The 1506-nt window shown below is 76.6% G+C and carries 1 protein-coding gene and 1 pseudogene; both read left to right on the top strand.

Annotated elements, in window-relative coordinates; all coding sequences use genetic code 11:
• A pseudogene (locus BN13_RS19795) lies at nucleotides 1-407 on the top strand (hypothetical protein); the annotation flags it as partial.
• Nucleotides 408-415: 8 nt separating this feature from the next.
• Nucleotides 416-1506, top strand: a 1091-nt coding sequence (locus tag BN13_RS17485; RefSeq protein WP_048548509.1) for a glycosyltransferase family 4 protein, incomplete at its 3' end; no start/stop codon positions are given.

Here is a 1506-nt window from a genome sequence, read left to right as displayed (position 1 = left end):
CCCGCCGCGCCGCCCTCGCCGTCGCGGCCGGCTGGCTCCTGGCCGCGCTCGTTCCGCTGGTCGTGACCCAGGGGCGTGGCGGGCCCCGGGCCACGCTCGTCGCGATCGGGTCCGGCTCCAGCCTCGGGATGACCGCGTCGGCCATCGCCTTGGCGGTCCTGTTGCGCCGCGCGTGGGGGGCTGCGTCACTCGCCGGCCTGGGGGCAGTCCTCGTCCGGTCCGGGATGGCCGCGCTCGTGGCGGTCCTCCTTCTGCGCCTTGGGCTCGGGCATGTGTGGCCGGGGCCGGGTGCTGTCGGGGTCGCGCTCGTCCGGGGCGGGCTCGCCGGGCTGGTGGCCGCCCTCGTCGTCCTCGCGGCGGCTCCCGGCGGCGCACGCGCGGCCCTGCGCGACGGAGTCCGGGCATAATCGAGCCGATGGCTGATCCCGAGCGACCAGTGCGCCTCCTCCTTCTCGTCGGCCGTTCGACGGGCGGAATCGGCACGCATGTCGCCGAACTCGCTGAGCACCTGCGCGCCCTCGGCGTGAGCGTGCGAATCGCCACGGACGACCTGACCGCTCGCCGGTTTGGCTGGGCCGATGCTCTTCAGTTGTGGCCGGCGGGGGGTGGCCCGCTCGTCGGTGCCCGGCGGATGCGCGATCTGCGTGCCTGGGCCCGGCACGCCGATATCGTCCACGCCCATGGGCTCCAGGCCGGCATCGTCGCCGCGGCCGTCGCCGGACCGCGCAGCGGCGCCCACCGGGCCCAGGCCGGCTGGGGCCCGAGGCTGGTCGTCAGCCTGCACAACGAGGTGCCTCTGCTCGGCGGGATCCGCGGCCGGGTCGCCGGCGGCATCGAGAGCGCGGCGCTACGCCGCGCGGATCTCGTCACCGGCGCCAGCAGCGACCTGGTGGAGGCCGCCCGGGCACTCGGTGCCGCGCGGGCCGAACTGGCCTTGGTCCCCAGCCCGCTCGTGCCCACTCTCCTTCGCGCGACCGAGGCCGACCGGCGGGAGGCGAGGCGCGCCATACGGGAGGGGGTGGATCTGCCCGCCGGGCGCCCGCTCGTGGTGACGATCTCCCGGATCGCCCCGCAGAAGGATCTGGCGACCCTGATCGGCGCGGCCGCACGGCTGCGTCGGCAGCTCGACTGGATCGTCGCCGGATCGGGGGTTGCCGACCTCCTGACCGCACTGCGGGCCGAGGCCGAGGCGACCCGGGCGCCGGTCCGTTTCGTCGGCGCGGTCGACGACCCAGGACGGCTGCTCCTCGCCGCCGACGTCTTCGTCCTGACCTCCACCTGGGAGGCTCGGGCGCTCGTGGTCCAGGAGGCGATGGCGGCCGGAACCCCGGTCGTCGCGACGGACGTCGGCGGGTTGCCTGATCTCGCCGCCGGAGTGGGACTGCTCGTGCCGCCGGGGGATCCGGCGGCGGTCGCCGAGGCCGTCGAAGGCCTCGTCCACGACTCCGCGCGGGCGGCCGCTCTGGCGGGTCAGGCGCGGGCGCGGGCGGCGACCTGGCCCGACGG

Source organism: Nostocoides jenkinsii Ben 74, from assembly GCF_001046875.1.
In the GTDB taxonomy this organism is placed as follows: Bacteria; Actinomycetota; Actinomycetes; order Actinomycetales; family Dermatophilaceae; genus Nostocoides_A; species Nostocoides_A jenkinsii.
Note: the sequence above shows the minus strand (reverse complement) of the source record. Positions and strands in the feature narration are given on the sequence as shown.